Annotated in this window: 19 protein-coding genes and 1 pseudogene; 15 read left to right on the plus strand and 5 right to left on the minus strand. The window is 55.1% G+C overall.

All coding sequences use genetic code 11. The annotated features are described in order from the left end of the window. Positions 1 to 190 precede the first annotated feature (190 nt). Positions 191 to 1,639 (minus strand): L-asparagine permease, encoded by a 1,449-nt coding sequence (gene ansP / locus LH86_RS15640; RefSeq protein WP_039303133.1) that lies wholly within the window; start codon positions 1,637 to 1,639, stop codon positions 191 to 193. A 210-nt stretch (positions 1,640 to 1,849) separates the two neighbouring features. On the opposite strand from ansP, the gene LH86_RS15645 reads away from it, so the two are divergent. The 9 genes and pseudogenes from LH86_RS15645 to LH86_RS15685 all read left to right on the plus strand — a co-directional run bounded on the left by LH86_RS15645 (position 1,850) and on the right by LH86_RS15685 (position 14,281). Further along, positions 1,850 to 2,977, plus strand: coding sequence for an efflux RND transporter periplasmic adaptor subunit (locus tag LH86_RS15645; protein ID WP_039303137.1), 1,128 nt, complete (start codon positions 1,850 to 1,852; stop codon positions 2,975 to 2,977). Beyond that, positions 2,974 to 6,030 (plus strand): efflux RND transporter permease subunit, encoded by a 3,057-nt coding sequence (locus LH86_RS15650; RefSeq protein ID WP_039303140.1) that lies wholly within the window; start codon positions 2,974 to 2,976, stop codon positions 6,028 to 6,030. Before LH86_RS15645 ends, LH86_RS15650 begins: the two co-directional genes overlap by 4 nt. Before the next feature lie 2 nt (positions 6,031 to 6,032). Continuing rightward, positions 6,033 to 6,719 carry a heavy metal response regulator transcription factor gene (locus tag LH86_RS15655; protein ID WP_008458831.1) on the plus strand — a complete coding sequence of 229 codons (687 nt, stop codon included), beginning with the start codon at positions 6,033 to 6,035 and terminating at the stop codon, positions 6,717 to 6,719. Then, complete coding sequence (locus tag LH86_RS15660) at positions 6,716 to 8,119, plus strand: heavy metal sensor histidine kinase (RefSeq protein ID WP_039303143.1); 1,404 nt, start codon at positions 6,716 to 6,718, stop codon at positions 8,117 to 8,119. Before LH86_RS15655 ends, LH86_RS15660 begins: the two co-directional genes overlap by 4 nt. Positions 8,120 to 8,311: 192 nt before the next feature. Further along, positions 8,312 to 9,499: an efflux RND transporter periplasmic adaptor subunit gene (locus LH86_RS15665; protein WP_039303146.1), complete on the plus strand. Its 1,188-nt coding sequence runs from the start codon at positions 8,312 to 8,314 to the stop codon at positions 9,497 to 9,499. Beyond that, positions 9,496 to 11,436 carry a MacB family efflux pump subunit gene (locus LH86_RS15670; protein WP_039303148.1) on the plus strand — a complete coding sequence of 647 codons (1,941 nt, stop codon included), beginning with the start codon at positions 9,496 to 9,498 and terminating at the stop codon, positions 11,434 to 11,436. Before LH86_RS15665 ends, LH86_RS15670 begins: the two co-directional genes overlap by 4 nt. Positions 11,437 to 11,439: 3 nt before the next feature. Beyond that, positions 11,440 to 12,810 (plus strand): efflux transporter outer membrane subunit, encoded by a 1,371-nt coding sequence (locus tag LH86_RS15675; protein ID WP_039303149.1) that lies wholly within the window; start codon positions 11,440 to 11,442, stop codon positions 12,808 to 12,810. A gap of 135 nt (positions 12,811 to 12,945) precedes the next feature. Next, positions 12,946 to 13,847 (plus strand): annotated as a pseudogene (locus LH86_RS15680) (DMT family transporter). Between the two features lie 83 nt (positions 13,848 to 13,930). Next, entirely contained in the window at positions 13,931 to 14,281 is a 351-nt protein-coding gene (locus tag LH86_RS15685; protein WP_039303151.1) for an MmcQ/YjbR family DNA-binding protein, read from the plus strand. A 46-nt stretch (positions 14,282 to 14,327) separates the two neighbouring features. On the opposite strand, the gene LH86_RS15690 is transcribed toward LH86_RS15685, so the two are convergent. Continuing rightward, positions 14,328 to 14,798, minus strand: a complete 471-nt coding sequence (locus LH86_RS15690; protein WP_039303154.1) for a YhcH/YjgK/YiaL family protein — start codon at positions 14,796 to 14,798, stop codon at positions 14,328 to 14,330. 308 nt (positions 14,799 to 15,106) lie between these two features. Between LH86_RS15690 and LH86_RS15695 the strand changes: the two genes are divergently transcribed. The 4 genes from LH86_RS15695 to kduD all read left to right on the plus strand — a co-directional run bounded on the left by LH86_RS15695 (position 15,107) and on the right by kduD (position 18,748). Then, on the plus strand, positions 15,107 to 15,904 hold the full coding sequence (locus tag LH86_RS15695) for an IclR family transcriptional regulator (protein ID WP_039303157.1): 798 nt from the start codon (positions 15,107 to 15,109) through the stop codon (positions 15,902 to 15,904). 112 nt (positions 15,905 to 16,016) lie between these two features. Then, complete coding sequence (kdgT, locus tag LH86_RS15700; protein WP_039303160.1) at positions 16,017 to 17,009, plus strand: 2-keto-3-deoxygluconate transporter; 993 nt, start codon at positions 16,017 to 16,019, stop codon at positions 17,007 to 17,009. Between the two features lie 113 nt (positions 17,010 to 17,122). Then, positions 17,123 to 17,959 carry a 5-dehydro-4-deoxy-D-glucuronate isomerase gene (kduI, locus tag LH86_RS15705; RefSeq protein WP_039303163.1) on the plus strand — a complete coding sequence of 279 codons (837 nt, stop codon included), beginning with the start codon at positions 17,123 to 17,125 and terminating at the stop codon, positions 17,957 to 17,959. A gap of 27 nt (positions 17,960 to 17,986) precedes the next feature. Continuing rightward, positions 17,987 to 18,748, plus strand: coding sequence for a 2-dehydro-3-deoxy-D-gluconate 5-dehydrogenase KduD (gene kduD / locus LH86_RS15710; protein WP_039303166.1), 762 nt, complete (start codon positions 17,987 to 17,989; stop codon positions 18,746 to 18,748). A gap of 35 nt (positions 18,749 to 18,783) precedes the next feature. On the opposite strand, the gene LH86_RS15715 is transcribed toward kduD, so the two are convergent. After that, on the minus strand, positions 18,784 to 21,855 hold the full coding sequence (locus LH86_RS15715; protein ID WP_039303169.1) for a beta-galactosidase: 3,072 nt from the start codon (positions 21,853 to 21,855) through the stop codon (positions 18,784 to 18,786). A 110-nt stretch (positions 21,856 to 21,965) separates the two neighbouring features. Further along, on the minus strand, positions 21,966 to 23,045 hold the full coding sequence (locus LH86_RS15720) for a LacI family DNA-binding transcriptional regulator (protein ID WP_039303172.1): 1,080 nt from the start codon (positions 23,043 to 23,045) through the stop codon (positions 21,966 to 21,968). Positions 23,046 to 23,115: 70 nt separating this feature from the next. On the opposite strand from LH86_RS15720, the gene LH86_RS15725 reads away from it, so the two are divergent. Both LH86_RS15725 and LH86_RS15730 read left to right on the plus strand, forming a co-directional pair. Beyond that, positions 23,116 to 23,733 (plus strand): glutathione S-transferase family protein, encoded by a 618-nt coding sequence (locus LH86_RS15725; protein WP_039303175.1) that lies wholly within the window; start codon positions 23,116 to 23,118, stop codon positions 23,731 to 23,733. A 75-nt stretch (positions 23,734 to 23,808) separates the two neighbouring features. After that, complete coding sequence (locus LH86_RS15730; protein ID WP_039303177.1) at positions 23,809 to 24,621, plus strand: arylamine N-acetyltransferase family protein; 813 nt, start codon at positions 23,809 to 23,811, stop codon at positions 24,619 to 24,621. 415 nt (positions 24,622 to 25,036) lie between these two features. On the opposite strand, the gene LH86_RS15735 is transcribed toward LH86_RS15730, so the two are convergent. Next, positions 25,037 to 25,678: an HD domain-containing protein gene (locus LH86_RS15735; protein WP_039303180.1), complete on the minus strand. Its 642-nt coding sequence runs from the start codon at positions 25,676 to 25,678 to the stop codon at positions 25,037 to 25,039. Positions 25,679 to 25,748: the final 70 nt, after the last annotated feature.

Below are 25,748 nucleotides of genomic sequence, written 5' to 3' on the forward strand. Positions count from 1 at the left end.
AGCGGCGATGAGCTCGCCGGGCGCCGGGGGTTGTCAGGGGGCATGGCGTAATGCCACCTGACACGTTCACCGTGCAAGATTGTTACAGAGATAATCCAGGTTATAGGTGAACGGAACCCTGTAAAGTAACACAATTCCATCGGGGTTTGATCCCCTCTCCCCGGTGGGGAGAGGGTCAGGGTGAGGGGCACTACTCGTGGTGATCGTGAACCTGCTGAGCCACTTCATGCACGCGCTTACGAGCGCCAAACCAGCCCAGCGTCAGCAGAATTGCCAGCACTGGAATGGAAGCAATGGTGAACGTCCCGTTCGGGTAGTCCATCGCCATCAATACCAGCACGCCAAGCAGGAACAGCAGCGTCAGCCAGGAGGTAAACGGCGCGCCCGGCAGCTTGAAGCTCACGTCGTCCGCTTTCCCTTCTTTAATCGCCTTGCGCAGGCGAATCTGACACAGCACGATAAACGCCCAGGAGGTGATGATGCCCAGTGACGCCATATTCAGCACGATCTCAAACACCTGCGAAGGCACCAGATAGTTCAGGAACACGCCAAGCACGTACACGCCGCTGGTGACCAGAATCCCCGCATAAGGCACCTGATTCTTGCTCATTTTCGACATGAACTGAGGGGCGGAACCGCCCATCGACATCGAGCGCAGAATACGCCCGGTGCAGTACAGGCCGGAGTTCAGGCTGGAGAGCGCCGCGGTTAACACCACGATATTCATCACGTCGCCGATGTAAGGTACGCCGAGCTTCGAGAAGAAGGTCACGAACGGGCTTTGCCCCGCCTGATAGGCATTCCACGGCAGCAGCAGAACCAGCAGCACCACGGAGCCAACATAGAACAGGCCAATACGCCAGATCACGCTGTTAATGGCCTTCGGCACCATGGTTTTCGGGTCTTTACATTCCCCGGCGGCGGTGCCCACTAATTCGATGGAGGCAAAGGCGAACACTACGCCCTGAATCAACACCAGCGCAGGCAGCAGGCCGTGAGGGAAGAGGCCGCCGTTATCGGTTATCAGGTGGAAGCCGGTGCTGTTGCCGTCAATCGGTTTCCCGGTGCCGAGGAAAATGGTGCCGACGATCAGGAAGGCGACGATAGCCAACACTTTGACCAGTGCAAACCAGAATTCCATCTCGGCAAACCATTTCACGCCAATCATGTTCATCGCCGCGACCACGGCCAGCGCGCCGAGGGCGAACACCCACTGCGGTACATCGCCAAACGCGCCCCAGTAGTGCATGTAGAGCGCTACGGCGGTGATGTCCACGATGCCGGTCATCGCCCAGTTGACGAAATACATCCAGCCGCAAACGTAGGCGGCTTTTTCACCGAGGAATTCACGGGTGTAGGAGACGAAACTGCCGCTGGACGGGCGATGGATAACCAGCTCGCCCAAAGCGCGGAGGATGAAGAAAGAGAAAATGCCGCAAACCAGATAGATTAATGCCAGCGCCGGCCCTGCCGCCTGCAGGCGCGCACCTGCGCCGAGAAACAGGCCGGTACCGATGGCGCCGCCGATGGCAATCATCTGCACGTGGCGATTGCTCATTGCCTGGTGATACCCCGAGTCCTGGGAATTCAGCCAGCGCCGTTTGGCGGCGCGGTGTTCCGCTTCAGTCTTTGTTTTCATTGAGATTCCTGTCTGCCTTTGAGTTAAAAAGCGCCGTCCTTTTCCGCCCGTTAATTCTGGCTGCGGAGGCCGTGAAAAAGAGGGCGAGGAATCCTGGCAGAAAATTGAATGAGAAGCAAAATTACAAACTTGTCATTTTAGTGGCGGCGTTCTGTTGGTGTGACGGGCGTAACATTCCTGCTATACCAGGACTCAGAGAAGCGCTGCATCATGAACATAAAATGGTCAAAAAAAGGGCTGGCGATGGCCTGCGTACTGGCGGGGGCGGCGGGGCTATGGCTGTACTCCCAGGCCTCATCTCCGGCAACGCAAAAGAAAACGGCGCTGCCGAAAGTTAGCCTGGTCGCCGCGACCAGCCAAACGTTGCCGCTGACATTCTCCACCCAGGGTCATCTTGTGTCGCTCAATGAGGTGGACATTCGCGCGCAAATCACCAGCCCGGTGAGCCAGGTTGCCTTCCACGAAGGGGATTTTGTTAAGCAAGGTCAGCTGTTGTTTGTGCTGGATGATGCCGAAGAGCAGGCCGCTCTGGGTCACGCCCAGGCCCAGCTTGGGGTCATCAAAGCCGAGTTGGATAAAGCCGATCGCGACCTCAGCCGTGGACAGCCGCTGCTGAAAACCCACTACATTTCGTCTTCAGACTGGGATGCGCTGGTTAGTGCGCAACAGCAGGCAGCGGCACAGTACAAATCTGCCCAGGATGATATTCATACCGCCCAGGCGCAGCTTGCCTACACCCGCATTTACGCGCCTGTTAGCGGTAAAACAGGCGCATTGAACGTGCATATCGGCAGCCTTGCGCAGCCGGGCAGCACGTTACCGATGGTCAGTATTAATCAGTTTGATCCGATTGGCGCAGAATTTACCCTGCCGGAGCAGGATCTCAACGCGGTGGTTGCCGCGCAGCATCAGGGGCCGGTAGAAGTGCAGGTGACAGACGCCAGCGGAAAACCGGTAACAGGTACGCTCAGCTTTATTGATAACACCGTCAGCCAGGACAGCGGCACGGTGAACTTTAAAGCCCGCTTTGCCAACGGTGAAAACCAGCTCTGGCCGGGTGCTTATCAGAATATTACGGTCAGCGCGGGCAGTACGCCGAATGTTGTTGTGTTACCGCCTCAGGCCGTGCAGGACGGCCCCGACGGGCATTTTGTCTACGTTATCGACGCCCAAATGCACGCCACAACGCAACCGGTCACGCTGTTGCGCATCCAGCAGCAAATGGCGGTGGTGAGCGGCATTCAACCCGGTATGAAAGTGGTGCTGGAGGGAGCTAATGCCCTGCGTCCGGGCATGACCGTGAAGGTGGTTAACGCGCCTGTGGGGTCTGCATCATGACATTTGCCGAACAATGCCTGAAACGGCCGATTGCCGTGATGCTGCTGTGGCTGGCGGTAATGGTCGCCGGCGCAGTGTGCTGGTTTAAACTGCCCATCGCCGCGCTGCCCAACTACGACACGCCGACGATCCAGGTCAGCGCTTCGCTTTCTGGTGCCAGTCCCGAAACCATGGCTTCGTCGGTGGCGACGCCGCTGGAGAAAAAGTTGTCGACCATTCCTGGCGTAGTGAACATGACCTCCAACAGCCTCGAGGGTGCCACAACTATCGTCATTGAGTTTGACCCGTCGCGGGATATTGATTCGGCGGCGGTGGACGTGCAGTCCGCGCTGTACCAGGCGTTAAAACAGCTGCCATCGCAGATGACCACGCCGCCGTCATTCCGCAAAATTAACCCAGCGGATGCGCCGATCATTCAAATTGGTATCGACTCACCGTCGATGGCGCTGTCTGACCTGAACCGCTTCTCGGATGACCTGATCTCACCGGCGCTTTCCACCCTGAACGGCGTGGCGCAGGTGACGGTGCTGGGGCAGAAACGCTACGCGGTGCGCGTGGAGGTGAACCCGGACAAGCTGGCGGCCACCAATCTGACGCTGGAAGATGTACATACCGCGCTCGCGGCCGCCAACGACAACTCACCGATCGGCGAACTGGACGGCAAACGCCAGATGGTGATGCTGCAAACCAGCGGCGATTTGCGCAACGCAGCGGACTTCGCCAAAGTCATTGTCGCCACCCGTAACGGCCAGCCGGTCCGGCTTTCAGATGTGGCCACCGTGCAGGACAGCATTGAAAATACGCTGAGCTACAGCGCCGTGAACGGTAACCGTGCGATTGTACTCAGCGTGCAGCGTCAGCCAGGTGCAAACATTGTTTCCACCATCGACGCCATTCGCCAGTTGATGCCAAAACTGCAGGCACAGATGCCGTCGTCGGTTAGCGTGAAGTTTCTCAACGACCGCTCGCTGTCGATCCGTGCGGCGATTCATGACGTAACGCTGACGCTGCTGTTGACCATTGCCCTGGTGGTGATGGTGATCCTGATGTTCCTGCGTCATATTCGGGCGACGATCATTCCTGCGCTCAGCCTGCCGATTTCTCTGCTCGGCGCCTTCGGCCTGATGTACGCCTTTGGTCTGAGCCTCGACAATATCTCGCTGATGGGGCTGACCATCGCCGTCGGCCTGGTGGTGGACGATGCGATTGTGGTGCTGGAGAACATCATGCGCTACATGGAAGAGGGGGAAACGCCGTACCGCGCGGCGCTGAAAGGGGTGAAAGAGGTGGCGTTCACCGTTATCTCCATTTCGCTTTCCCTGGTGGCGGTGTTTATTCCGATCTTCTTTATGCCGGGCACGATTGGCCTGCTGTTCCACGAGTTTGCCTATGTGGTGTCGCTGACGATTCTGGTTTCGGCAGCTGCATCGTTGACCATAATTCCTTTGCTGGTCCCTAAACTTATCCGCGAGCACACGCCGGAAGACAAACCTGAACCGCGCTGGAGCCAGGTCTTTGAGCGCGGGTTCGAAGCGCTGCGCCGCCAGTACGGGAACGGGCTGGAATGGGCGGTTTCTCATCGCGTGATTATGATCGGCGTCGCGCTCAGCACGATTGCGCTGACCATCGGCCTGTACTGGTTTTCACCGAAGGGCTTCTTCCCGCAGGAAGATATCGGGCAGGTAACCGCCAGCATTGATGCGCCGCAGGATATGTCCTATCTCGGGCGACTGGGCGTGGCGCAGCAGTTGGGTAAAACGCTGATGAAAGATCCTGCCGTCAGCGACGTACTGACCCGCGTTGACCACGACACCACGCAGTTAAGCCTGACGCTAAAAGACCAAAGTCAGCGCCCGCCGCTGGACGCAGTGCTGAAACAGCTGCGTTCGGAAACAGGGTATTTACCGGGCATTAAAGTTTACTTCAGCCCGGTGCAAAACCTGCGAGTAGGCGGCCGCAGTGCGAAAAGTACCTACCAGTACACGCTGCAGGCGGTCAGCAGCGGTGATACCAGCCTCAACGACTGGGCCAACCGGCTGATGGCGGAAATGCAAAAAAGCGGGGTCTTTGTCGGGCTGAATACCGACGCGCAGCTTAACGGGCTGCAGGCGCAATTAGTTATCGACAGAAACAAAGCCTCGCTGATGGGCGTGGATATCCAGCAGATTCGCGACACGCTGTATGACGCGTTCGGCACATACCAGGTGTCGACGATTTATGCCCCGGAAGACAGCTATGAAGTGATCATGGAAGTTCAGGAACCGTTCCGGCAGGACGAAAGTGACCTGTCGAAAATCTATGTCCGGTCATCAAGTGGGGCGCTGCTGCCGATCACCACCTTTACGACGATTTCTCGCACCCAGGGCGTGACGGCGGTAAACCACCAGGGGCAGCTGCCGGCGATTACGCTTTCGTTCGACCTTGCGCCGGGGAAATCGCTGTCAGATGCGACGGCGGCCATTGCTCAGGCCCAGCAGGCGATTCATCTGCCGTCTTCGGTGTTTGGTACCTACGCCGGGCAGGCGGCGCTGTTCCAGCAGTCCCAGAGCAGCCAGATCTGGCTGATTGTGCTGGCGCTGGCGGTGATTTACGTGATTCTCGGCGTGCTGTATGAAAGCTGGATCCACCCGCTGACCATTCTGCTTGGCCTACCTTCGGCGGCGGTAGGTGCGCTGCTGGCGCTGAGGCTGTTTAATCTCGATCTTACGTTTATCGCGATGATTGGTATTCTGCTGCTGATAGGTATTGTCAAAAAGAACGCTATCATGATGATAGATTTCGCGTTAGTGGCGCAGCGGGAACACGGCATGACGCCGCATGATGCGATTATGCAGGCCTGTTTGCAGCGGTTCCGACCGATTATGATGACTACGCTTTGCGCCATTATGGGGGCGATCCCCATTGCGTTGGGCCTGGGGGCCGGGGCCGAGTTGCGCCAGCCGATGGGCGTGGCGATTGTCGGGGGACTGCTGTTCTCGCAGCTGATCACTTTGTTTATTACGCCGGTACTGTTCCTGCTGTTTGACGGCAACCCACAAGGAACGAAGGAGTGACGATGAAAATTCTGCTGGTGGAAGATCAGAAAATGGCCTCGGAGTACATTGCCAAAGGGCTGCGCGAGAATGATTTCGTGGTCGACGTCGCCGGGAACGGTATCGACGGCCTGCATTACCTCCTGACCACGGACTATGACCTGGCGATCCTCGACGTGATGCTGCCCGGTATTGACGGCTGGAAGATAATCGAAATGGCGCGTCAGGCCGGAAAACAGACGCCCATCATGTTTCTTACCGCGCGGGATGACGTAGAAGACAGAGTTCACGGCCTCGAGCTGGGCGCGGAAGATTATCTGATCAAGCCTTTTTCCTTTAGCGAGCTGCTGGCGCGGGCGAGGGTGATTCTGCGCCGTTCTGCGCCGCCGACCGCGATTCTTGAGGAAAATTTGCTGCAGGTGGGCGATTTGAAGCTCGACTTTCTGCGCCACAAGGTGTCCCGCGCCGGGGTTCGTATTGAGCTGACGCAAAAAGAATTTCTGCTGCTTAGCCTGCTAATGCGCCGCTCGGGGGAAGTGCTCTCCCGCACCGTGATTGCCGAGCAGGTGTGGGACATGAATTTTGATCCGGAAACTAACGTGATAGACGTCGCCATCCGCCGCTTGCGCAACAAAATTGACGACGGCTTTGAGGATAAATTACTCCATACCCTGCGCGGCGCGGGGTATGTGCTGGAATTACGCGGATGATAAAACTGTCGCATTTGTCGATCACCGCGCGCCTGACGCTCTACTTCTCCGTCACGATGGCCATTGTGCTTTACAGCGTGTCCGGCGTGCTTTATTCGACTATGCGCCAGCAGCTCAATCATAAAGACGAGCTGGAGTTACAAAGTTCTATCCAGTTCCAACAGGAAATTGCCACCGCCATCGGCGAGCGTCAGGACAACGGGGAGGAGTGGCAAACCGAACTGCTGGAGTCCGTGGTGCGCCAGGAGCGGCTGTCGCTGCGTATCTTCAGCCCGGAAGGCAAGGTGTACGCGCAATCCAACAACATGGTTATCCCGGAGCAGGATTTTCCGTTGCCAGGCCCCGGTTTTAGCTACCGGGAATGGCATTATCGCGCGGAGAATATCCGGCAAAAATACTTAATTACCTCCACGCTGTTCACCCTGAAAAATAACCAGAAATGGCTGGTGCAGGCGGCGCTCAACGTCTCCGGCAACAATGAAATCATCAACACCTATTACAAACGAATGCAGTTTTTTGCCGCGCTGGCGATCCTGCTGTTTGCTGCCTTTGGCTGGTGGCTTGCCCGCCGGGGATTAGCGCCGCTGCGTACGATCACCACCGAAATTGAGAAAATTCACGCCAACGATCTGCATACCAGGATCCTGGACCAGCGCTGGCCACCGGAGCTGAACGCCCTGGCGGCGTCGTTTGACCGCATGATGATGCGCCTTGAGGCCTCGTTCCATCAGCTAAATCGCTTTTCCTCGGACATCGCCCACGAGCTGCGCGGGCCGATCAACAACCTGATCTCTGCCGCCAGCGTCATTCAGACCAAAGATCGCAGCGCCGAAGAGTACCAGGAAACGCTGGCCGCTATTGTGGAGGAGGGCGAGCGGTTATCGCGGATGATCTCCTCCATGCTGTTTCTTGCCAGGGCAGATAACAGCCGCGAAGTGTTGAATGCCGAATGGCTCGATAGCTCGCATGAGTTCGGCAAACTGATTGGTTTCTACGACATTCTTGCAGAAGAAAAAGAGATTACTCTCGAAAGCCGTGGCGACGTTTCATTCTATGCGGACCCGCAGCTTATCCAGCGTGCACTCTCTAATTTGCTCTCCAATGCCCTGCGCCACACGCCGGAAAAGGGGCATATTACGCTCAGCGCGAAGCTTACTAATGAACAGGTGGTATTGAGCGTGAGTGATAATGGCGAAGGTATCCGGCCTGAACATTTGCCGCTGATTTTTGATCGTTTTTTCCGCGGAGAAGCGTCCCGCAGCGCCACGGAGAACACCGGGCTGGGGCTGGCGATTGTGAAAACCATTGCGGAACTGCACGGCGGGAAAATCAGCGTGGTCAGCGAGCCGGGGCGAGGTAGTACCTTCACATTATCTTTGCCACGGCATGAAACGGTTTAAATACCGCAGAATAATCTCTGTTCGCAGGAACAATACTAAGCGGAATGAGTCTCAGTGAGGTAAACAGGTAGCCTTTTGTGCCGACCTGAATAAAATCCAAACAGATGAAACGTGTTTAGCTCCAGTAGAGACTGGGGCGTTCACTATGAGTTTCTGGGATCATCGCTTTTATTGTTATGGAAAACCTGCCCAATGCTATTGAAACACTTTTCTCGCCGTGCCATTGCCCTGACCGTGGCGCTGATCATCCTCCTGACTATCGCTCTGTTCTTCTTCCTCAGAAGCCCGGATACACCTGATTATGTGACTGCTCCTGTACGCAAGGGCGATATCGAAAACTCTGTCCTGGCTACCGGGCGAATCGATGCTATTGAGCGCGTTAACGTCGGGGCGCAGGTTTCAGGCCAGGTCAAGTCGCTCAAAGTGAAGCTGGGAGACCATGTCACCAAAGGGCAGTCCATCGCCGACATTGATGATGTGCCACAGCGTAACGAACTGCGTAACGCCGAAGCCGCGCTCAATGTAGTCAAAGCCGATCTGCAGGCTAAGCAAGCGCTCCTGAAACAATCTGAGCTACGGTTCAAACGCCAGCGCCAGATGCTGAGCGAAGATGCCAGCTCGCGCGAAGATTTTGAGTCTGCAGAAGCCACGCTTGCCACTACGCGGGCAGAATTACTCTCTCTGAATGCCAAACTTGTTCAGGCGCAGATTGAAGTGGATAAGAAAAAAGTCGATCTTGGCTATACGCGAGTCGTGGCACCGATGGACGGGATTGTTATCGCCGTTGTCACGCAGCAAGGGCAGACCGTGAACTCCAGCCAAAGTGCGCCGACCATCATCAAGCTGGCTCGTCTCGACGTCATGACCATCAAGGCTCAGATCTCTGAAGCCGATATCACCCGCATTTCCGCAGGACAAAAAGCCCGTTTCACTATTTTCTCTGAGCCTGACAAACATTACGACGCGACGTTGCGCACCGTTGAACTGGCGCCGGAGTCGGTAATGAAAGATGACTCTCTTGCCGGGAGCAGTTCGGCATCAGGGTCTGGCACCTCAAATGCTTCCGTTTACTACAACGCTCTGCTTGACGTGCCAAATCCAGAAAATCGCCTCCGTATTGCGATGACGGCGCAGGTCACGCTGCTGGCTGGTGAGGCCAAAGACACGCTGCTGGTACCGATTCAGGCCGTGCATAAAGCCGAAGGAAACAAGCAGGAAGTGCAGGTGCTGCGGGCTGACGGCAAGCTGGAGGCCCGAGAGGTGAAAACCGGGATCACCAACAGCGTGGATATTCAGATCCTCGAAGGACTAAACGTCGGGGAAAATGTCGTGCTGTCACAGCCGGGTGAGAAAGCGCCTGGGGAAGGGTTTGTTCTGTGAGTAACATCATCGAGCTGAAGGGCATTAGCCGGACCTACGGTAACGGTGGCCAGGCGCTGACCGTGCTGAAAAATATCGATCTGACCATCGCAGCCGGAGAAATGGTGGCGATCATCGGTGCATCAGGATCGGGTAAGTCGACCCTGATGAATATCATGGGCTGTCTCGACGTGCCCGACAGCGGTGACTACTACATTGGTGGGCAAAATGCCGCCCAGCTTTCTCCGGATGAACTGGCCCGGGTGCGGCGGGAGCATATCGGCTTTATCTTCCAGCGCTACCACTTGATGCCCGACCTTAGCGCGCTGGGCAACGTTGAGATCCCGGCTATTTACGCCAACAGCGAGCGTGACAAGCGCCTACTGCGAGCCGCCGCACTGCTTGGCAGGTTGGGCCTGGAAGGGCGCGAGCACCATAAGCCCGGCGAGCTTTCTGGCGGCCAGCAGCAGCGCGTCAGTATTGCCCGGTCGTTGATCAACGGCGGGGAGATTATTCTGGCCGACGAGCCGACCGGCGCGCTGGATTCTCAGTCAGGCCAGGAGGTGCTAGCCATCCTGAGTGAACTTAACCAGCGCGGCCATACGGTCGTGATGGTGACCCACGACATGAAGGTGGCCCAGCACGCTCAGCGCATTATCGAACTGCGGGATGGCGAAATTATCGCCGATAGCGGCAGTCGGGTCACCGCCACACAGACGTTGCCGCCGCCTAACCGCACCCGGCAAAGCCGTTGGCAAAGTTTGCTCGATCGTACACGGGAATCGCTGCAAATGGCGCTCAAAGCGATGAACGCGCACCGTTTACGCACCACGCTCACCATGACCGGGATCATTTTCGGTATTGCCGCCGTTGTGACCGTCGTGGCATTGGGTGAGGGGGCGAAGCAAAAGACGCTGGAGAATATTAAAGATCTGGGCACCAACGTGGTGAGTATCTATCCTGGACGAGATTTCTTTGATGACAGTATTGAGGGCATTCGTACTCTGGTGCCGGCTGACGCGGAGGCTCTGGCAAAGCAGGGATTCGTCGACAGCGTCAGCCCGGAGGTTAGCGCCTCAGACAACATTCGTTTTCTGGGTAAGTCTGCCACCGCGTCTATCAATGGCGTCGGGCGCGACCATTTCCGCGTGAATGGGATTCAACTTTTAGAGGGAACCACCTTCAGGGACGACCGTACCGCCCTGCAGGAGGTCATTATTGATGAGAATGCCCGCAAAGCGCTGTTCGACTCCGCCGGATTACAGGCGCTGGGGCAAATTGTTTTTCTTGGTTCCGTGCCGGCACGGGTGGTGGGCATTGCCCAAAGCAATAACCGGAGCTACGCGCCAAACCGCATTACCGTGTGGATGCCCTACAGCACGGTGATGTACCGCATGGTAGGCAAACCGGTGCTGACCAGCATCAGCGTCCGGCTAAAAGACAATGTGGCAAACGAAGCGGCGGTGAGCGCTATCTCCCAGCTACTTACTCAGCGCCACGGCGTGAAAGACTTCCAGCTCTATAACTTCGAACAGATCAGAAAATCTATCGAGCGTACCTCGATGACCTTCAGCATTTTAATTCTGATGGTTGCCTGCATCTCGCTGATGATCGGCAGTATCGGCGTGATGAACATCATGCTGGTGTCGGTCACCGAACGAACCCATGAAATCGGCGTACGTATGGCGGTAGGCGCTCGGCGGAGCGACATCATGCAGCAGTTTATGATTGAGGCCGTATTGGTCTGCCTGATTGGCGGCGCGTTAGGTATTGCGCTGTCGTATGCCGCTGGTGCGCTATTTACCGCCCTGGCCGGCGGGATGTTCACGGCGATTTATTCGTGGCAGGCCGCCGCCGCCGCGTTTTTCTGTTCAACATTAATCGGCATGATCTTCGGTTATCTCCCCGCCCGCAAGGCGGCAAGGATGGACCCGGTCGTTTCACTGGCCAGCGAGTAACCTATGAAAATTTTATCACCTTTGGCTTTGTGCCTGGCTGCCGCGCTGAGCGCAGGCTGTGCAAATACGCTTAAAAGCGACTATCACGCGCCGGAAGTACGCTATCCCGCCAGTTGGGACAAGAGCGATGCTACCCGCGATCTTGCCCCGTTTGACTGGCAAGCGTTTAACGATCCCCATCTTGATAACTGGCTGCGTCAGGTCATGGCAAGCAACAACGATGTGGCTCTCGCCGTGCTGCGCCTGTACCGGGCGAGACTTGACGCGGAACGAGTCGGCATCATTAACGATCCTGGGCTAAAAGGCTCGCTGGCCGTAGACGGGAAAAATCAGCTCAATAACTCGTCCGGCTGGACAAAAGGCAGTAGCGCCAGTCTTAGCACCAGCTATGAGCTGGATCTCTGGGGCAAAATTGCTCGCCAGCGCGATGCGGCGGAGTGGGCGAGCCATGCCAGCGAAGAGGATTTGCGCTCCGCAAAACTGACGCTGCTTTCCGAAGCCAGTAATAATTACTGGCGTATTGGCTTTGTGAACCAGCAGATTGCCGTCCTCCAGCAGAGCATCGGCTATTCAAAAGAGACGCTGCGTCTGGCCGAGTCTCGCTATCGTGCAGGCGGTGCTTCCGCGCTGGATGTTGTGGACGCGCAGCAAAGTTTGCTCGCGCAGGAAAACCGACTTACCGGGCTGCAGCGAGATCGCCTGCAGGTGCTGAACCAGCAGGCCGTATTGCTGGGGACCGCGCCGGGCAGTCCGAGAGTTGAACCTACTGCGTTACCCACAGGCAGGATGCCGCAGGTTAATGCGAATATCCCTGCCAGTGTGCTGATGCACCGGCCCGATATCAGCGCTAAAGAGTGGCGGGTTCGTGAAGCTCTGGCCACCGTTGACATCCGGCGCACTGAATACTATCCCGCCTTAAGCCTGACAGGCTCTCTCGGCACCGGCAGCAGCTCGCTTCTCACGGTGCTGCATAACCCGATTGCTTCCGTTGGGGCTAGCCTGACGTTGCCGTTCCTGGACTGGCGGCAGCGGGGCGTGGAGGTAAAAATTGCCCGCAACGATTACGAGCAGCGAGTGCTCGAGTTTAAACAGTCGCTTTATAAAGCCATGAGCAGCATTGAAGACGAACTCTCCCTGCGCAGTCAATTGCTGGAGCAGGAAATAAGGCTCCGGGAGGGGCTTGAGCTTGCGCGTAAGTCAGAGCGCTTAAATGAAGTGCGCTACCGTCAAGGCGCGGCACGTATTTCATTCTGGCTCGATGCCCAGGAAAAACGCCGCCAGGCAGAACTGTTGCTGGATGAAAACCGCTTTAATCAGTTCCAGAATCTGGCAAAAATTTATCTCGAGTTTGGCGGGTCGTCTACTTTCCCCTAAATCTTGCTAACTAATTCTCCTCAAACAGAAAACGGTTTTTCTTTCTCCGGCGCTCGTTTAAAGTCTTGCTGGTTTAGCGTGTTTAAGCGAACAAAATGATAAACGAACGCTTATTTTATGGGGAAGGGTGAAGGCATGCGTGTGTCAGATTATATCAGGCTGTTATTTCTTGCCGCAGTATGGGGAGCCAGCTTCCTTTTTATGAAAATAGCCACGCCCGAGTTTGGGGCGGTAAACACAGCCTTTTTGAGGGTGTTTTTTGGTTTTGTCGGGCTGGCGGTGATTCTTTTCACTCTGAGATCATCCTTTCACTTTGAGGGAAAATTCCGCTCGGCGCTTATTTTAGGCGCGATTAACTCCGGGCTGCCTTTCTTTATGTATTGTCTGGCCGCAAAATGGCTACCGGCCGGATACTCCGCTATTTTAAACGCGACCACGCCGCTAATGGGCGCCATTATTGGTTTTTCTTTTTTTGGTGAAAAATTAACGGCGCGAAAATGGCTGGGGGTAGTGCTGGGCCTGGTGGGGATTATGGTGATTACCTCGGTCGGTGACGCACAATCAAACGAGGATAAAATCGCCGGGATTATTGCCTGTTTGGTCGCCACGAGCTGCTACGGCGTGGCGGGCTTTTTAACCCGTCGCTGGATCTCCAACAAGGGCGGGCTTGACCCTAAAATCGTCGCATTTGGCAGCCAAATTGGTGCCGTGCTTTTCCTGCTGCCGTTCTTTGCCTGGAGCGTGGCGACCGGTCCTTCCATAAACTGGTTACAAGGCAATGTCTGGTTCAGCGTGTTGGGTCTGGGGATCCTTTGTACCGCCGTGGCCTATATTTTTTACTTCCGTTTAATCGCCGACATCGGGCCATTACGCAGCCTCACGGTGACCTTTTTAATTCCGCCGTTTGGCGTGCTGTGGGCTACCTCATTTTGCACGAAACCATTAGCGAAGTATTTATTATCGGCGCGGTTATTGTCTGTTTCTCCGTCTGGCTGGTGATAAGCCCGGACAAGAAAATGCTTACCGTAAAAAGTTAACCCAGGCACCGACTTCAAATAATTGAGGTTATACTAGCCGCGAGCCCGGATAAGTTTCCGGGGCACGCGGTGAAGGAAAAACGATGAAACGAGAAGCGCTGTTCGCGGCGGTATTTGACAGATATCAGGTCGAGCCGGACTACCCGTGGGATAAATTTAAGGACTACGCCGTGCTGCGCCATCGCTACAAGCGCAAATGGTTTGGCGTGGTGCTGAGTATTTCCGCCGCAAAACTCGGACTGGAAAGCGATGAAGTCGTCGATATTCTCAACGTCAAAGTGATGCCTGGCGCCGTTGGCTCGCTGAGAATGCAGCCGGGGATTTTACCAGCTTATCATATGAATAAAGAGCATTGGGTCACGGTATTAATTGACAAGGTACCGGATGAATTAATCCTGGGGCTTATCGACGAAAGCTTTAGCCTGACGCGTTAATTTTATTCACCCCGGACATAGCCTGGAACAGAATGTCCGGGGGGTATTACAAATAATCCTTCGCTATTTTAATGACCGCTTTTTTGACTGAAGTGACATTGCCATTAAGCACGCAGAGTGGCTTGTGAACTTCGCCGGGATAGAAAATAATAAAATCCGCGGCATTCATAGTTATCATGGTTTCATCATCCGGCGTTTTAATAAAAGCAATATCACTTCCTGCCAGTTTATCTTCAATGACTTCCGTATGCGGTGGCTTCAGGCTAAACGCCATGCCTTCCTGTCCGGCCAAAACAATTTGTATATCAAGGTATTTCTCATGATACTCAGGGAGAGCTTCAGCGGCTAACCGGGTATTTCCTTCAATGACCATCACCCACACATTTTCTCCCACAATATCGTATTTCCCTGCCGGAGAGTCAGCGTTGATGTTCTTCAAAACATAATCCAGCGCCTCTGTTATTTTCGGCGACAGCCACGGATTTAAACCTAATTCATTAATATTTCCAACAATCATATAACATCCTTTATTCAATTCGAAAGGGAACGTCTTTTTTAATTAAATAACCACCCTCGAAAAACAAAGATATCAGTAAAATAACGAAGTGTGATCTGCTTCACGCATTTAAATTATAAATTTCTGACATGAATGATAAGTTGCATCACCTAACGTTTTTTAGGCTAATTTCTGTATATTGTTTCACATATGAGTTTTAAGGTTCTATATATGAAACAAAAACAACATAAAGTAAGTCGTGAAATAGGTTCGATATATAAAACAAAAAGCGTTCTATATATAAAACGAGTCTCTAAATGGAAATAAATATGCATATTCCCGAGAATTTAAAAGAGAGTAAAGCGCCGGCAGCCGTCAGACTGGTGGCTATTCTTGATTTTATTGCGGAAAAAGGCAGCGCCAGTTTTAGCGAAATCAGTACCCAGTTGGCTATCCCGAAAAGCAGCACTCACCATTTGCTGGAGGTGCTGTCCGCCACGCAAATGCTCCGCCTGCGCGTTGATGGGCGTTACGCTCTCGGGCTGCATCTGTTTGAGCTGGGAGGCCTGGCAGCGAGCGGGCTGGACATCCGCCTCGAGGCAATTCCTTACCTGCACGAGCTGGTCGAACTGACCGGGCTGACCTGCCACCAGGGCATTATGGAAGGTGATGAAGCCTTTTTCCTCAGTAAAATTCAGTCGCCGCAGGCGATTATATTAACCTCCTGGGAAGGAAAGCGCATTCGGCTGCACAGCACCTCATTGGGGAAAATTCTGCTGGCCTGGCGGCCTATCGAGCAGGTTGAAGAGATTCTGGCGAAGGCCACTTTCGTGAAGAAAACGGAGTCTACCATCACCGACAAGCAGCGCTTTATAGAGCATCTCGCCCTGGTGAAACAGCAGGGCTGGGCCTACGACGATGGCGAAAATATCAATGAAATTCGCTGTATTTCCGCTCCGGTTTTTGACGTCCAGGGCAATGTGCTTTGCGCCATCGGGCTAACGGGCATGGTTTCACAATTCACCAATGGTAAAAAAGAAGAGTATTTAAGTCATTTACTGGCAACCACTGAGAGAATATCAAATGCATTAAATTTTGGCCTCAAGTCCAGACCCATAGCTAAATAGTAAACCTGTATTAACCCAGTCGTAAATTATCCGAGGATTATTCTCGGAGGTTTACGCTTGGGGTTCTGCAATAAAAAATCTATTTATTAACTATTTCATTGAGGAAACAGATATGCAAATTAAGAAGGCAATAGATAAAATCCCTGGGGGATTAATGCTGGTGCCGTTATTTTTAGGCGCCCTGTGTAACACCTTTGCTCCCGGCACCGGCAAATACCTTGGTTCATTTACCAACGGGTTGATTACCGGCACGGTGCCGATCCTTGCCGTTTGGTTCTTTTGTATGGGGGCGTCGATTGAACTAAAAGCCACAGGGACGATGCTGAAAAAATCCGGCGTACTGGTGGTCACCAAAATTGCTACCGCGTGGGTTGTCGCCATGGCCGTCGGGTCGTTTCTGCCGCTGAGCGGCGTTGAAGCCGGTCTTTTTGCAGGCATCTCCACCCTGGCGCTGGTGGCTGCCATGGACATGACCAACGGCGGTCTCTATGCCGCGCTGATGAATCAGTATGGCTCCAAAGAAGAAGCCGGTGCCTTTGTCCTGATGTCGCTGGAGTCCGGGCCGCTGATGACGATGGTGATACTGGGCACCGCCGGGATTGCTTCCTTCGAGCCGCAGCTGTTTGTCGGGGCCGTGCTGCCTTTCCTGGTTGGATTTGTGCTGGGTAACCTGGATCCCGACTTGCGGAAAATGTTCGGTGGCGCGGTGCAAACGCTGATCCCGTTCTTCGCCTTTGCGCTCGGCAATACCATTAAGCTGCAGGTCATTTTCGAAACCGGTCTGGCCGGGATCCTGCTGGGTCTCGCGGTGATTGTGATCACCGGCATTCCACTGATTCTTGCGGATAAATTCCTCGGCGGCGGCGACGGCACGGCGGGCATAGCCGCCTCAAGCACGGCCGGTGCCGCGGTGGCTACGCCGGTATTAATTGCTCAGATGGTGCCAGAATTTGCACCAGCGGCACCGGCAGCTACCGCCCTGGTGGCCACCAGCGTGATCGTTACCTCTCTCCTGGTTCCAATTCTTACCGCGCTCTGGGCAAAGCAGGTTAAAAAAAGCAAGATCGGCCAGGAGATTGTTGTCGCTAAACAACCCGCACCATAATTGTTTACCTAAATATATACCTGACGTTCAGAGTAAATAACTTATTCCTTTTATGGCATATACCCGCCAGGGACTTGCTCGCATTAAATTAAATACCGACTAAGGAGTCATGTATGGATATCAGACAAAGTATTCACAGCGATCATGCTAAAACGCTCGACACCGCCGGGATTAGAAAAGAGTTTTTAGTTGAAAAGATTTTCGAAGCCGATAAATACACGATGGTATACAGCCATATTGATCGCATCGTGATTGGCGGCATTATGCCGGTAAATAAAAGCGTTTCAATTGGCGAAGAAGTGGGTAAGCAATTCGGCGTGAACTATTTCCTCGAACGCCGCGAACTGGGGTTGATTAATATCGGTGGTGCAGCCGTCATTACCGTCGATGGCACCGAATATCGCGTAGAAAAAGAAGAGGCGATGTATATCGGCAAAGGCGCTAAGCATGTGACGTTCACAAGCGTGGATAATGCAACACCCGCTAAACTCTATTACAACAGCGCGCCTGCCCACCACGCGTATCCGACGAGGACCATCACCGGTGCAGATACGGTGGCCGCGCCGTTAGGCAGCCTGGAAAGCTGCAATAAGCGCACCATTCGCAAGTATCTGGTGCCGGAGGTACTCGACACCTGCCAGCTCAGCATGGGCATGACCAGACTTGAGGAGGGCAGCAACTGGAATTCGATGCCCAGCCACACCCATGAGCGCCGTATGGAAGTTTATTTCTACTTCGACATGGATGAAGACACCATTGTCTTCCACATGATGGGCAAACCGCAGGAAACGCGCCACGTTGTCATGCACAACGAACAGGCGGTTATCTCGCCGAGCTGGTCCATTCACTCGGGCGTCGGGACCAAACGCTACACCTTCATTTGGGGCATGATCGGCGAAAACTTAACGTTCGACGACATGGACCACATCGCCATGAAAGATATTCGCTAAATCACTAACGCACGCAAGGAGAACACCATGGTTTTAGATCAGTTTGCTTTAACAGGAAAAGTGGCGCTGGTGACCGGCTGTAATACCGGGCTGGGGCAGGGCATGGCGGTTGGGCTGGCGCAGGCGGGCTGCGACATTATTGGCGTAAACATTGCTGAACCGCTGGAAACCCGCCAGCAAATTGAAGCGCTGGGGCGACGTTTTGTGAATATCGCCGCCGACCTGAGCCGCTATGAGAATTTGCAAAACGTGGCCGACGAAGCTGCCGCCGTTTTTGGGCGCATAGATATTCTGGTGAACAACGCCGGGATCATTCGCCGTCAGGATGCCCTTGAGTTTTCGGAGCAGGACTGGGACGACGTGATGAACGTGAACCTCAAAACGGTTTTCTTCCTTTCTCAGGCGGTGGCGAAGCAGTTTATTAAGCAGAAAAGCGGGGGGAAAATCATCAATATCGCGTCGATGCTCTCTTTCCAGGGCGGGATCCGCGTGCCTTCTTACACCGCGTCTAAAAGTGGCGTCATGGGCGTTACCCGCCTGATGGCGAACGAATGGGCGAAACACAATATCAACGTCAATGCGATTGCGCCGGGCTATATGTCCACCAACAACACCGCGCAGTTAAGAGCGGACGCGGATCGCAGCAGTGAGATCCTGGATCGCATCCCGGCCGGGCGCTGGGGGCTTCCATCGGATCTGATGGGGCCGGTTGTGTTCCTGGCGTCACCGGCATCGGACTATGTGAACGGCTACACCGTTGCCGTCGACGGCGGCTGGCTGGCTCGCTAAAACAGAGGCCGCCAGGTAACCGGCGGCCTTTTCGCTTACTTTTTCTGCCAGCTAACAGCGTAGTGATAATGCGGCCCGGAGAGCAAAAACTCCGGCGAGACGCTCGGGCTCCAGGAATCGTCTCCACCCACGCCCATATGATAGCCGTCGATATTCAGCCAGCAGCCTTCCTCTTCTTTTAACAAATGCCGGTGCGTGGCTTCCCGCAGCTGTTTCTGGCCGTAGCGGCTGAGATTGAAGTGAAACGCCCCACGCCAGCGGTGGCTGCCGTATTCAAGCCACGAGGTGTCGCAGCGCAGGCCATTTTCACTCGGGAAAACGTAAGGCGTGTACATGTCGGCCAGCGGCAGCGTCCATTGGTCAAACAGCGCTGAGCTTTTGCGGTCGGGATAGTTCTCGTGCGGACCGCGTCCAAACCAGCTTACCTCAGATTCACTATCCGCAAGCTGACAGCAAAGACCAATCCGCGCGGGCGCTGGCGTGCCAAAAGCAATGTCCACATCCACCGTAATATGCAGCTCACCCTCGCTGTCGATAAGATAATTTTTGCAGCTGATAAACAGCGTTTTACCACTGCCTTGCCAGCTGTGGATGGTGCGAACCAGCACCGCGTTGCTCAAGGCGTCCACGTCGAAACTCAACAATTCCGGCGTCAGGTCGTACATGCCTGCGGCCTTCCAGCGTTCCACCCAGGCATTAGGATCAATGTGTGCGGCTTCGCTAATGCCGATGTCATTATCCAGCGGCGCACGAGTGAAGTTATCCTGTAGCGGCGTGAGCAGCGCAGGGCGTTGATGGCTAAACCACTGGCTGAGCAGGCCGCTTCTACGCTCAAAACGCCAGTGCTGATCGCCGTGGAACACATCAACGTGCCTGTCGTCCATTTGCAGCAACGGAGCAGAACCGGCGGGAATGGTCGTGGGCTGCGCTAACGCTGACGGCAACTGCCACTGCGCCTGAGCGCAACAATGCCCGGCTTCGCTCCATGAGGTGGCTTGTACCTGTCGGACTTCGACATTGAGCCAGACAGCACTGGAGCGCGTAATCTCCGGCAGCGGAAGCTGAAGCACGCAGGTTTGTTCTGGTGCCAGGTCCAGCGCCAGTTCACCGCTGGCCAGCATTTCGCCCTCGTGTTTCAGCGTCCAGACCAGCAGTTCGTTGTCGCTGGGGCGGAAGAGGTACTCGCTGGTGACCTCCAGCCTGTTGTCCGGCAAAAGGCGAAACTGGAAGAACTGCTGCGCATGTTTCGCTTCATGTAACGCTGGATGCGGGGTGCGGTCGGCGAAAACCAGGCCGTTCATGCAGAACTGCCGATCGTTTGGCTTGTCGCCAAAATCACCGCCGTAGGCGGCCCAGGGCTGGCTGTTTTCATCATGTTTCACCAGCGACTGGTCGACCCAGTCCCAGACAAAACCGCCCTGCAGCCGCGGGTGCTGGCGAAATGCCTCCCAGTACTTGCTGAAACCGCCCAGGCTGTTACCCATCGCATGGGCGTATTCGCACAGAATCAGCGGGCGGTGTTCTTCGGGCAGCCCCGGCCATTTCTTTATCGACCACTTCGGCACCTGCGGGAAGGGCTGATCCTGATCCACCCGGGCGTACATCGGGCAGATAATATCGGTGGCCGCCGTGTTCGCGCCACCGCCTTCATACTGCACTGGCCGGGTGGGATCGTTGGATTTTATCCAGCGGTAGAGGGCATCGTGATTGCTGCCGTGCCCGGACTCGTTGCCCAGAGACCAGATGATAATGGACGGATGGTTGCGATCGCGTTGTACCATGCGGGTGACGCGTTCCGCCATGGCCGGAAGCCAGGTCGGATCGTCGCTCAGGCGATTCATCGGCACCATACCGTGGGTTTCGATATTGGCTTCATCAACCACATAGAGACCGTAAAAATCGCACAGCCTGTACCACAGCGGATGATTGGGATAATGGGAACAGCGCACGGCGTTGAAGTTATTCTGCTTCATCAGCAGGATATCGCGCCGCATGGTGTCTTCATCCATCACCTGGCCGTTGACCGGGTGGTGCTCGTGCCGGTTGGTGCCACGCAAAAGCAGCGGTTTGCCGTTGAGCTTCAGCAGCCCGCCGGTAATCTCCACTTTACGGAAGCCAACGTCATAGCTTTCGGCTTCGATAAGCGCATTCCCTTGCAGCAGGACAACCACGGCCCGATAGAGATTCGGCACTTCGGCGCTCCACAACTGCGGCTGTTCAACCGGCAGATGCAGGGTAGTGCGGTCGTGATAAGCCCCGCGTTCGTCAATAATTCCGCTACCGATAGCCTGCTGTTTTGCCGCCAGCAATGTCTCACCGTGCCAGAGCTGCACCAGCACTTCGCAGGCGCTAATGTTCTGGCCTTCCAGTTTGACTAACGCCCGCAGCTCGCCGCGTGAAAAATCGTCGTTAAGATCGGTCTGCAACTGCACGTCGGCAAGGCGTGTGTCCGGCTTATGCAGCAGCGAAACATCGCGGAAAATGCCGCTCATGCGCCACATATCCTGATCTTCCAGATAAGTGCCGTCGCTCCAGCGAAGCACCATCACCGCAATACGGTTGCTACCGGCTTTCAGGACTGCGCTCAGGTCAAATTCGGAGGGCAGGCGGCTGTCCTGGGCGTAGCCGATCCAGATGCCGTTGCACCACAGATGGAAGGCGGAGTTTACGCCATCAAAAATAATCCGCGTTTGCCCGCTCGTCAGCCAGCTTTTATCGACCTCAAATGTGAGCGAGTAACAACCGGTGGGGTTTTCCTGCGGCACAAAAGGCGGATTGACCGTAATCGGGTAAGTAATGTTGGTATAAATGGGCGCATCATAGCCCAGCATTTGCCAGTTGGACGGGACGAGAATAGCGTCAACCTCTGGAAGATCCTCGCCGAGCCAGCTCTCCGGCACCGCTTCAGGGCAAGGATAATAGCTAAACGCCCATTCACCGTTAAGAGATTGCCGCGACGGTGAGCGCTTATCATCCCTGGCATCTTCCAGCGAACGCCAGCTTGCAAAAGGCGGATGAGCCGCCAGCGAGTTAAGCTGGGTCACGCCGGGGGATTCCCAGTCGCGGCGGGCCAGTGTGGCATGGAGGGAAGGTGACAAGTGGGTCATAGTGATGCGCCTGCGAGTGATTTGTTATTCGCTCACAATTTAGCGTCAGTTGTTCAGGAGTAAAGCCATCACGCCGTATTCGGTGATGGGCCTCACAAAGAAACCCGGTTTTATTTCAGGCGCGAAATCTGCTGCGCGAGGCGGGAAAGTTCGTCGGCCAGCTGTGCCGCTGTGGGCTGCATCAGGCTCCCCGGTGCGGCGGTCGTTTTGCGTTCTACGAGGCTGACAGGCTGCAGCGCCGCTAAGTCGCCTCCCCGATGAATTAGCGCCACCATGCCGTTCACGCTGGCTTCGCCTAGCTGCCGGAAGTCCTGGCGGATAGTCGTCAGCGGGGGAAGAAAACAGGCGCTATCTTCGGTGTCATCAAAGCCAATAACGGATATGTCCTGCGGCACCGCTAACCCGGCTTCGTGAATGGCACGCAGCGCGCCAAGCGCCATCTGATCGTTAGCCACAAGGATCGCCGTCGGCTTCTGCCCGTCGCGCAAAAGCTGGCTAACCTGCTGGTAGCCAGAAAGGGAACTCCAGTCCCCACGCATAAACGCCACCGGCGCAAGTTGGTGCTGTGCCAGAGAGCGCTGCCAGCCCTCAAGCCGCAGCCGGGCGGAAACCGAGTTTTCTGGCCCGGAGAGCAGCGCAATATGACGATGCCCAAGCGCGACAAGATGTTCCACCGCAAGGCCCGCGCCTGACGCGGCGTCAGTCACGATGCGATTAGCCTTCACTCCCGGGGAGACATCCAGGAACAACACGGGAATATCACCGCAGGCTGCCTGCACGGTTTCCACCTCCACCTCTTCCAGCGGAATGTTCACAATTACCCCATCAACGCGCTGGGCAAGCAGGCTATTCACGGCGGCGCAGGCTGCATCCACACCGGGTTGTTCAACCATCGAAATCATCACGTTGAACTGCAGCTCACCGGCTTTGGATTTTATTGCCGCCGCGATCTGCGAAGGGGCATGCAGGGAAAGGGTGGTGGTCGCCAGGCCAAGCGTCTGGCTGAGTTTCCCCGCCAGCTGCTGCGCCACGCGATTCGGCACATAGTTCAGCGCTTTCATTGCGGCTTCAACTTTTTGCCGCGTTTTCGCTGAAACATGCGAAGCCTGGTTGATCACGCGCGAAACGGTCTGATAAGACACGCCCGCCGACTCGGCAACATCGTACAGGGTCACAGATTTCGCTTTCATTGCAGGCTCCTTCTCGCAGACGCTGGTAGGGCGGCTATTCTACACATAACGCGAAAGCCGGGAGAAACTTATGTACAAACTGTATGGCGTGTCGAGTTTTGGGTCGGCCATTACTGAATTGATGCTAACGCTGGTTGAGGAACCTTACAAATTCATCGACGTTGACGGGTTTGATACCGCAGGGCCAATGCGGGATCGGCTGCTGGTGATTAACCCGCTGGCGCAGGTGCCAACCCTTGTGCTGGACAACGGGGAAGTACTGACCGAAAGCGCGGCCATCGCGCTCTGGATCCTCGATCGCCATCCGCAGTATGCCCCGCCCATTGGCACACCGGAGCGGCAACAGTTTTATCGCTTGCTTATCTGGATTGTGGCCAACGTTTACCCCACCTTTACCTACGGCGATTACGGCGAACGTTGGGTAGAAGAAGAGGCCACGGTCCTCACCGAAAACCTTTATCGCTACCGTGAATCGCTGTGGCTGTGGTTTGAAACGCAGCTCAGTGCTGGCCCCTATATTTTTGGCGAACAGCTAACGCTGCTGGATTTGTATCTGCCGGCGATGACCCGCTGGCGGCCCCGGCAGGCCTGGTTTGACCAACACACGCCGAAGCTTGCCGCCGTGGCTAATCAGGTTCGCGCGCTGCCGCAGCTCAATAAAGTGTTGGGCAGAAACGGCATGCTCTAAAGCACTAACGATCATCTGCCTGCGGGGCTCCGCATTTATAGTGAGGCCATTCATTCGCAGCAGGGAATCAGCAAAATGGCATTAGATCTTGGGCTTTATTTCGACCGTATTAACTATCACGGGCCACGCAGCGCCACCGTAGAAACGTTACGTGCGCTGCATCTGGCGCACGCCTGCGCTATTCCGTTTGAGAATCTGGACGTTTTGCTCGGCAGAACACTCCATGTCGATGACGAGAGCGTTTTTGAAAAGCTGGTCGTGGCCGGGCGCGGCGGCTGGTGTTTTGAGCAAAACGGCCTGTTCCGCAACGTTCTCGCCGGGCTTGGGTTTGAGGTGGAAAACTTAGCGGCGCGCGTGCTGCTGGCCAACCCGCCGCAGATGCCTGCCAGGACGCACCGCCTCACGAAGGTTACCGTCGACGGCCAGGACTGGATTGCTGACGTTGGTTTCGGGGGGAAAACGCTGCCCGAACCGGTTCGCCTGGTAGAGGGTGAGATGCAGCAGACGACGCATGGCGTGTACAGTTTCGAACGCGTTGAGCACGACTGGTTGCTGAAATTCCATGATGCTGACAAGGTGATTAACCTTTATCGCTTCAGCCTCGAACCGCAGTACGACTCTGATTACGAAGCCGGGAACCACTACGTGGCAACGTGGCCACACTCGCACTTCCGCCACTGCCTGACGCTGAGTTTGTACAAAGCCAACGGCGAAAAGAATACGCTCTATAGCGCCGGGGAAAACGCACCAGTCTTTACCCATGCACAAGAGGTTTATGACCTGCTGCAGAAAAACTTCAACTTGCGCTTCGACCATCCGCGCCACGGCATCAGCCTCGAAGAGTTTTCAGTGATGCTGATACGGATTGGCGTGATCAAACCAGCCTGATATCTCCCCTGAAACGCCGCAGTTCGTGCCAGCACTCTGCGGCGATCCGCCTCGATCGCAAAATCACATCCAAAAACTCAAAATAAAATAGCAACGGTACGCGCGTAGATAGTGGATATATCTTGTTTCAAAACCAATGCAAGGGTAAAAGGCCGAATAATATGAGGAATATTCAAAAATTGACGTTACTTTGAAAATTTCCTTTATCAATTTGAGCCTTTTTCTTTTAGCATAACGGCGGTTCTCATCAGGCGGCACAGCGGTTAACACAGGTTATGAAAAACATCTTTCTGGCAATTATCCTTTCTCTTATGGTTATTGGCGCTTTTGCTCACGATCCGCAGCCGGGTACCGGGCTTGATACACTCGCCGCTGTTCAGGGCAGGTGACAGTTAAGCCACCCGCCTGACGTTGCTTAGCCCGCCCAGCGGGAGGCACGAATAATGCTGCAGAAGTTCAGCGGTTCGAACCCAGGTTCTTTATCCTGAATGACATCGGCCTTCACGTTGCCAAACGTGGTGGCCGGTTTGTTTTTAATCCCGTCGTAAAATGCCTGAATAATCTCTTCCTTAAATGCCGCCGGGCGAGGGTGCAGTTTCACCACCTGCTCACGCTGGTCGTCGCTGAATTTATCGTAATCAATCCCCAGCACATCCATTTCTACGCCTGCCGTCACCAGCGCAATTTCCGGCGCCATAAACTCAGGGATGCCAGGCGTGGTATGCAGGGCAATCGCCGTCCACACTTTGTCGATATCGGCCTGGTTGACGCCGTACTGGCGCATAAAATCCTGCGCGACAAACGCGCCGTCCACTTCAAAACGCTTGTCGCAGCTGCAGTGTTCATGGGTCAGCCCCATATCGTGGAACATACAGCCGATGTACAACAGCTCCTGGTCAACCTTCAGTTCACGCCGCTGCCCGGCCAGCGCCGCCCAGTAGTAAACCCGGCTGGAGTGGTGAAACAGTAAATCTGATTCCGTGTCGCGTACCAGTTGGGTAGCTTCACGCGCCATTTTGGTGTCTGGAATGGCAATGCCGTTAATTTTTAAGCTCATCTCTTTCTCCTCACGTTGGGGTTGGAGTAGCATAAGCCGCACTTGAAATGTCTTAAATGGTCGCATAACG

Origin of the sequence: Cedecea neteri, from assembly GCF_000758325.1 — a bacterium.
Lineage (GTDB): Bacteria > Pseudomonadota > Gammaproteobacteria > Enterobacterales > Enterobacteriaceae > Cedecea > Cedecea neteri_B.